Raw genomic sequence first — 6,434 nt, forward strand, 5'->3', positions numbered from 1 at the left:
GCCAACTCCTTCTCGCTTCTTTCACAATTCCGGGGCACCAGCCCCACAGTTCCCCCTACTGTGATGTCCGTCCGGGGTGCCAACCGCGCCGGATGCGAGGCCACTTGACGGTGCCGGGGAGGGCGCCGCAGAGGGGGGAGCGATGAGCGGCACCGCCGTGCCCGGAACGGCCCCGGCCGGCGGGGGAATCCGGACCCGGGTGAAACGCCAGCTGGCACGCCGGGTCGGGACCAGCCCCGGCGAGGGCGCCACCGTACTGATCTACCACCGGGTGGGCGGGGGAAGCCCGGACGAGCTGGACGTGTCCGCCGCCGACTTCGCCGCCCAGGCCGACCTGCTCGCCGCGCTGCCGCCCGGGCGGGTGGTCTCCCTGGACGAGGCCGCCGACCGGATCGCGGCCGGGCGCCGCACCCCGGGCGTCGTCCTCACCTTCGACGACGGCTTCGCGGACGTCTACGACAACGCCTGGCCGCTGCTGCGCGAGCGCGGACTGCCCTTCACCGTCTACCTGGCCAGCGGCCACGTCGGCGGCGAGATGCGCTGGGAGGGCTCGACCGCCAAGGCGGCCGGCGCCCCCGCGCTCAGCTGGGAGCAGCTGCGCGAGATGACCGCCTCCGGCCTGTGCACGGTCGCCAACCACACCCGCACCCACGCCCGCCCCGAGCTGCTCTCCACCGCCGAACTGGACGCCTGCAACGACGACGTCGAGGAGCACCTGGGCGTCCGCCCCCGGCACTACGCCTACACCTGGGGCGTGCCAGTCCCGCACATGGAGCCGGCCCTGCGGGCCCGCTTCCGGACCGCCGCGACCGGCGAGGTCGGCCGCAACACCCCCGGCGTGGACCCGGTCCGGCTGCGCCGGGTGCCGGTCCGCCGCACCGATCCGATCGACTTCTTCCGCGCCAAGCTGCACGGCCGGCTGATCCCCGAACGCGCCTACGCCGGGATCGTCGCCACCGCGAAGGCGGTGGGCGCCCGTGCCTGACAGCCGGATACCCGCGCGGCTGCGCGGCCCCGGCGGCCGCCCGCTGCGGGTCGCCCACCTCACCACCGTCGACATGAGCCTGCACCTGCTGCTCGCCACCGAGCTGAAGGTCGACCTGGAGGCCGGCTTCGAGACGTACGGGATCAGCGCGCCCGGCCCGTACGTCCCGCAGCTGGAGGCGATCGGGGTGCGCCACGAGCCGCTGCACGCGCTCACCCGGGCCTGGGAACCGCGGTCCGACGCCGCCGCCGCCCGGGAACTGCTCGCCGTGCTGAGCCGGATCCGCCCGGACGTGCTGCACACCCACAACCCGAAGACCGGCGTGCTCGGCCGGGTCCTCGGCCGCCTCGCCCGCGTCCCGGTGGTGGTCAACACCTGCCACGGGCTCTGGGCGCAGGCCCACGACCCGCTCGCCAAACGGGCCTTCGTGCTGGGCGCCGAGGCCTTCGCGGCCCGCTTCTCGCACGCCGAGCTCTACCAGAACGGCGAGGACCGCCGCACCCTGGCCCGCGCCGTCCCGGCCCGCCGCTCGCGGGTGGTCGGCAACGGCGTGGACCTCACCCGCTTCGCCACCGACCCGGGCGAGCGCGCCCGCACCCGCGCCGCGCTGCGCGCCGAACTCGGCGTCGGGCCGGACGAGCTGCTGGTCGGCGGGGTCGGCCGACGGGTCGCCGAGAAGGGCATCGGGGAGTACGCCGAGGCGGCCCGCGCGCTGGCCGGCAAGGCCCGGTTCGTGTGGATCGGCCCCGACGACCCGGACAAGCCGGACGCCCACGGCGCCGAGTCCGGCATCGACTTCCTCGGCCCGCGCGGCGACATGCCCGCCGTCTACGCGGCCCTCGACGTCTTCGTGCTCCCCTCCTACCGGGAGGGGTTCTCCCGCTCCGCCATGGAGGCCGCCGCCGGCGGCCTGCCGATGGTGCTCAGCGACATCCGGGGCTGCCGCGAGATCGGCACCCACGACGAGCACCTGCTCCTCGCCCCGCCCGGCGACGCCCGGGCCCTCACCGGCGCGCTCGACCGGCTCCTCACCGAGCCCGGCCTGCGCGAGCGCCTCGGCGCCGCGGCCCGCCGCCGCGCCACGGCGCAGTTCGACCAGCGGGCGGTCGCCGCCGTCTCGCTGGCCACCTACGCGGCCGTCGCCCGCGCCAAGGGACTGCCCTGGACGGTCGGCTGAGCCCGCCCACGACCACACCACCGCATCAGGGGGAAGGACCGTCATGAAGCGAGGGGGGGACCTCGTGATCACCGGCCTGGCCGGGATCGTCGCGATTCCGCTCGGCCTGGTGATCGCCCTGCTGATCCGCCGCACGATGGGCGGACCGGTGCTCTTCCGGCAGACCCGGACGGGGCTGCACGGCGAGGAGTTCGAGATCCTCAAGTTCCGCACCATGCGGGACCGGCGTTTCCCGGAGGAGCCGGACGCTCCCCGGATCACCCGGCTCGGGGAACTGCTCCGCAGGACCAGCCTGGACGAACTGCCGCAGCTGTGGAACGTCGCACGCGGCGAGATGGGCGTGATCGGGCCCCGGCCCACGCTGCCCGAGCAGGTCGTCCACTACTCCCGCCGGCAGCGCGGCCGGCTCGACGTCCGGCCCGGCCTCACCGGCTGGGCCCAGGTCCGGGGCCGCAACTCCATCACCTGGCCCGAGCGGATCGAGCTCGACCTCTGGTACGTCCACAACCGTTCGCTCGGACTCGACCTGCGGATCCTGCTGCTGACCGTCAAGGTGCTGCTGCGCCCGGCCGGGATCACCGCGGCCGGCGGCGTCAACCCGGGCTTCCCGGCGCCCACCGAGCCGGCCGACACCGGTGTGCCGGTCGCCGCAGGAGCCGCCGAGCAGCCGCCCGCCGTGATCGGCCTGCCCCGGCAGGGCACGGCGTCCCGGCCGGCCCCGCCGGTCCTCCCGGCACCGGTCCACGCGGCCGTCGAGGAGGCGTCCTGACGGCCGGACCGGGCAGGATGGAGCCCGTGCCCTCCGCAGCCGCCCCGCCCGGGCTCTGGATCGCCGGCGCCGGGGGCGTCGGCCGCGAGGCGCTGGACACCGCACTCGCGGCCGGCGTCCCCGTCGCGGGCTTCCTCGACGACGGCCGGCACGGTGACACCGTCCGCGGCCTGCCCGTCCGCAGGCCCGCCGAGCTCGAACCCGGCGCCCGCTACCTGGTCGGGATCGCCGACCCGGCCGTCCGGCAGCGGCTCGCCGCCCTGCTGGACGGCCTGGGCGCGGAGCCGGCCACCCTGGTCCACCCCCGGGCGCTGATCGCCCCGGACACCGTGCTCGGCCCGGGCTGCCTGGTGATGGGCGGCGCCTACGTGTCCAGCAGCGTCCGGTTCGGCGCGCACAGCCAGGTCCACTACAACGCGACGGTCGGCCACGACGCGGTGCTGGGCGAGCGGGTGACGGTCTACCCGGGCGGCAACGTCTCGGGCGCCGTCCTGCTCGCGGACGGCGCCACCGTCGGCTCCAACGCCGTGGTCCTCCAGGGCCGCACGGTGGGCGAGGGCGCCTTCGTGGGCGCGGCCGCCGTGGTGACCAGGGACGTGCCGCCCGGCGAGGTCGTGGTCGGCTCCCCGGCCCGCCCGCTGCGCCGGGACCGACCCGGCGGCGGCCCGCCCGCCGCCGGGGACCCTGGTCAGGCGCGGCGGGCCTCCGGATAGGGTGCGGGCCATGGCCATTCCCGCGTTCCTCGCCGACCTCCGCTCCGTGGTCGGCTCCCGCATGCTCTGGCTCAGCGCCGTCGTCGCCGTCGTCCTGGACGACGACGGCCGGGTGCTGCTCGTGCAGCGCGTCGACGACGGCTGCTGGGCGCCGCCCGGCGGCATCCTCGACCCCGGCGAGCAGCCCGCCGACGGCGCGGCCCGCGAGTGCCTGGAGGAGACCGGCGTGGTCGCCGTCCCGGAGCAGCTGCTGGCGGTCACCGTCTCGCCGGAGATCACCTACCCCAACGGGGACCTGACGCAGTACCTGGAGGTCGTCTTCCGCTGCCGTCCGACGGGCGGCGAGGTCCGGCTGGACGAGGACGAGACCCTCGCGGTCGGCTGGTACGCCCTGGACGCGCTGCCGCCGATGGGCGAGAAGGAGCTCGGCTGGATCCACCGGGCGGTGTCGGGCCACCCGGAGGCCGCCTTCCAGTGGAACGGCGCCGTGCGCCCGTAGGGCTCAGAGGCCGCGGAACCAGGCCGCCGTGCGCTCCAGGCCCTCGCGCAGCGGCACCGGCGTGACGTCCGGGAAGAGCGCGCGCAGCCGTGCGTTGTCGGCCTGCGAGTCCCGGACGTCCCCGGGCCGCGGGTCGACGTGCGCCACCTCGACCGGGTGGCCGAGCACCGACTCCAGCTCGCCGATCAGCTCCAGCAGCGAGGTGCGGGTGCCGAAGGCCAGGTTCACCGGGTCGGCGTGCACCACCCGGCGCAGCACCGCCTCGGTGATCACCTGGGTGACGGTGCCGACGAAGGTGAAGTCCCGGCTCTGCCCGCCGTCCCCGTGCACGGTCACCGGCCGCCCGGCCAGCGCGGCGTCCAGGAAGGCAGGGACGACGGCCGCGTAGGCGTGCCCGGCGGGCTGAAGCGGGCCGAAGACGTTGAAGAACCGCAGCGGGAGCACGCCCAGCCCGTAGCAGTGGTGGTAGGCCGCCAGATAGGACTCGGTGGCGAGCTTGCTGACCGCGTACGGGCTCATCGGCGCGGTGCGCATGCTCTCCCGCTTGGGCAGCTCGCGGTTGGCGCCGTAGACCGAGGAGGAGGACGCCGCGGCCACGTACAGGCCCCCGGCGCGGCGGGCCGCCTCCAACACCTCCAGGGTGCCGGTGGCGTTGGCGTGGTGACTGGCCAGCGGGTCGGCCACCGAGCGGGGCACCGAGGGCAGTGCGGCGAGGTGGACCACGGCGTCGGCGCCGGCGAAGGCCTCGTCCAGCAGCGCCGGGTCGAGGACGGTGCCCTCGTAGAGCACGGCCTCGGTGCCGGCCAGGTTGGTCTTCCGCCCGGTGGAGAGGTCGTCCACGACCCGGACCTGGTCCACCTCGGGCCGGGCCTGCAGGGCCCGGACCAGGTTGGCCCCGATGAATCCGGCTCCGCCGGTGACGACCACGCGCATGGCTGAGGTTCCCCCCTCACGACCACCCGGCCCCTCGGCCGGTCCTGCGCCGATGGTAGCCGCGCGATCACCCGTGGTGGGCCGGAACCCCGAGAACGGCCGGAAGCGGCCAGGCGCGGGGAGCGGCGGGCCCCGGGCCGGGGCGGTCAGCCCTTGGGCTGGCGGTACGCCTCCTCGGCGGCGTCCAGCACCGCCGCGAGGTCGCCGCCGGCGGTGGCCGTGGCCACCGCGGCCACCGCGCCCTCGACGAACGGGGCGTTGGCGAAGCGGACCGGGAACGGCAGGCCGTGCTCGTCGGCGTCGGCGAGCAGCGCCCGGACGGTGGTCACCGCGCCGCCGAGGTCGGCCAGCACGACCACGCCGTGGCCCTGGTCGACCCGCCGGGTGGCGGCGGCGACCAGGACGGCGCTGATGCCGGGGCCGGCCACCAGGTCGCCGCCGGTCGCGGCCACCGGGGCGGGGGAGTCGTCGCCGCCCAGGGCGAGGGCGAGGGTGCGCACGGCGTTGGCGAGTTCCTGGCTGTGCGAGACCAGGACGATGCCGACCCGGCCGTGCGCGGGCGGGCGGCCCGTTCCGGGCCGGGGCAGCGGCGCCGGTGCGGGCGGGGTGCGGGGCGCCGGGGGGTGGGCCGAGGGGGCGTCGGAGATGGGGATGACATCGGCGCGGGTGCCGTCCCGGCGGCTCATCGGCTGCTCCTCGGGGCGCTCGGTGGGAACTCGGGCGGGAACCTGGTCGGAACCCGGGTCGCGAACTCGGTGGGGGCTCCCCACACTCTGGCAGTTCGCCCGTCGTCCGCCCGTACGGGACACGCGCCGGAGCAGGCCGGGCGGGGCCGCCGACGGCCCGTCGGCCCCGGTCGGGGGAGTCCCGCCGATCCCGCCGCCCGGGGCCGTGCGGGTGACTAGGCTGGGGCCGTTCAGGCCGTCGGGAGGAGAGACCAGCAGTGGCAGCCAACAGCGTGACCGGGGCGGAGTCGACCGGGACGGAGGCCGCGGGAGCGGTGGAGCTCGGCGCGAACGGGAAGCCGAAGGTGGACTTCGCCGGGGCGACCTGGCTGTGCAGCAGCCAGGGCGTGGGCGACGTCCAGATCGCCTTCGTGGACGGCTACATCGGCATGCGGGACGGCCGTCAGGAGGACGGCCCGGTCCTGGTGTTCACGCCCGGCGAGTGGCGGGCCTTCGTGCTCGGCGCGCGGGACGGCGAGTTCGACCTCACCTGACCGGATTCCGGCCGGGGGGGCCCCCCGCGGCGGCCCGGCCGGGGGCGCGGGGGGGGAGGGGCCCGGTGGCGAAGACAATTGAGAGGGGGCCCGACAAAAATATGTTTAATTGGTTGACCAAACAAACATCCGAAATAAA

8 protein-coding genes are annotated in these 6,434 nt (G+C 76.1%); 6 read left to right on the forward strand and 2 right to left on the reverse strand.

Features of this window, described 5'->3' with window-relative positions; translation table 11 throughout:
• Window positions 1-142 precede the first annotated feature (142 nt).
• From ACFVFS_RS16020 to ACFVFS_RS16040, 5 genes are read left to right on the forward strand one after another with little or no spacing between them, the layout of a single operon-like run.
• On the forward strand, window positions 143-985 hold the full coding sequence (locus tag ACFVFS_RS16020) for a polysaccharide deacetylase family protein (protein WP_380624425.1): 843 nt from the start codon (window positions 143-145) through the stop codon (window positions 983-985).
• A complete protein-coding gene (locus tag ACFVFS_RS16025; protein WP_380624427.1) occupies window positions 978-2,162 on the forward strand; it encodes a glycosyltransferase in 1,185 nt (394 codons plus the stop codon). The genes ACFVFS_RS16020 and ACFVFS_RS16025 overlap by 8 nt, the downstream gene beginning before the upstream one ends.
• Before the next feature lie 43 nt (window positions 2,163-2,205).
• A complete protein-coding gene (locus tag ACFVFS_RS16030) occupies window positions 2,206-2,931 on the forward strand; it encodes a sugar transferase (RefSeq protein WP_380624429.1) in 726 nt (241 codons plus the stop codon).
• A gap of 26 nt (window positions 2,932-2,957) precedes the next feature.
• On the forward strand, window positions 2,958-3,644 hold the full coding sequence (locus tag ACFVFS_RS16035; protein ID WP_380624431.1) for an acetyltransferase: 687 nt from the start codon (window positions 2,958-2,960) through the stop codon (window positions 3,642-3,644).
• Between the two features lie 10 nt (window positions 3,645-3,654).
• Window positions 3,655-4,143 (forward strand): NUDIX domain-containing protein, encoded by a 489-nt coding sequence (locus ACFVFS_RS16040; protein WP_380624433.1) that lies wholly within the window; start codon window positions 3,655-3,657, stop codon window positions 4,141-4,143.
• Between the two features lie 3 nt (window positions 4,144-4,146).
• Here ACFVFS_RS16040 and ACFVFS_RS16045 read toward each other — a convergent pair whose 3' ends face one another.
• Complete coding sequence (locus ACFVFS_RS16045) at window positions 4,147-5,076, reverse strand: NAD-dependent epimerase/dehydratase family protein (RefSeq protein WP_380624435.1); 930 nt, start codon at window positions 5,074-5,076, stop codon at window positions 4,147-4,149.
• 146 nt (window positions 5,077-5,222) lie between these two features.
• Window positions 5,223-5,762 (reverse strand): PTS-dependent dihydroxyacetone kinase phosphotransferase subunit DhaM, encoded by a 540-nt coding sequence (locus ACFVFS_RS16050; RefSeq protein WP_380624437.1) that lies wholly within the window; start codon window positions 5,760-5,762, stop codon window positions 5,223-5,225.
• Window positions 5,763-6,076: 314 nt separating this feature from the next.
• Between ACFVFS_RS16050 and ACFVFS_RS16055 the strand changes: the two genes are divergently transcribed.
• Window positions 6,077-6,295, forward strand: a complete 219-nt coding sequence (locus ACFVFS_RS16055) for a DUF397 domain-containing protein (RefSeq protein ID WP_380624506.1) — start codon at window positions 6,077-6,079, stop codon at window positions 6,293-6,295.
• Window positions 6,296-6,434: the final 139 nt, after the last annotated feature.

It is taken from the genome of Kitasatospora sp. NPDC057692 (assembly GCF_042799475.1).
Classification (GTDB): domain Bacteria; phylum Actinomycetota; class Actinomycetes; order Streptomycetales; family Streptomycetaceae; genus Kitasatospora.

What these genes read in the sequence shown, in the direction of transcription:
- ACFVFS_RS16020 (WP_380624425.1), top strand. Translation starts at nt 143, where the DNA reads ATGAGCGGCACCGCCGTGCCCGGAACGGCCCCGGCCGGCGGGGGAATC.
- ACFVFS_RS16030 (WP_380624429.1), top strand. Translation starts at nt 2,206, where the DNA reads ATGAAGCGAGGGGGGGACCTCGTGATCACCGGCCTGGCCGGGATCGTC.
- ACFVFS_RS16040 (WP_380624433.1), top strand. Translation starts at nt 3,655, where the DNA reads ATGGCCATTCCCGCGTTCCTCGCCGACCTCCGCTCCGTGGTCGGCTCC.
- ACFVFS_RS16045 (WP_380624435.1), bottom strand. Translation starts at nt 5,076, where the DNA reads ATGCGCGTGGTCGTCACCGGCGGAGCCGGATTCATCGGGGCCAACCTG.
- ACFVFS_RS16050 (WP_380624437.1), bottom strand. Translation starts at nt 5,762, where the DNA reads ATGAGCCGCCGGGACGGCACCCGCGCCGATGTCATCCCCATCTCCGAC.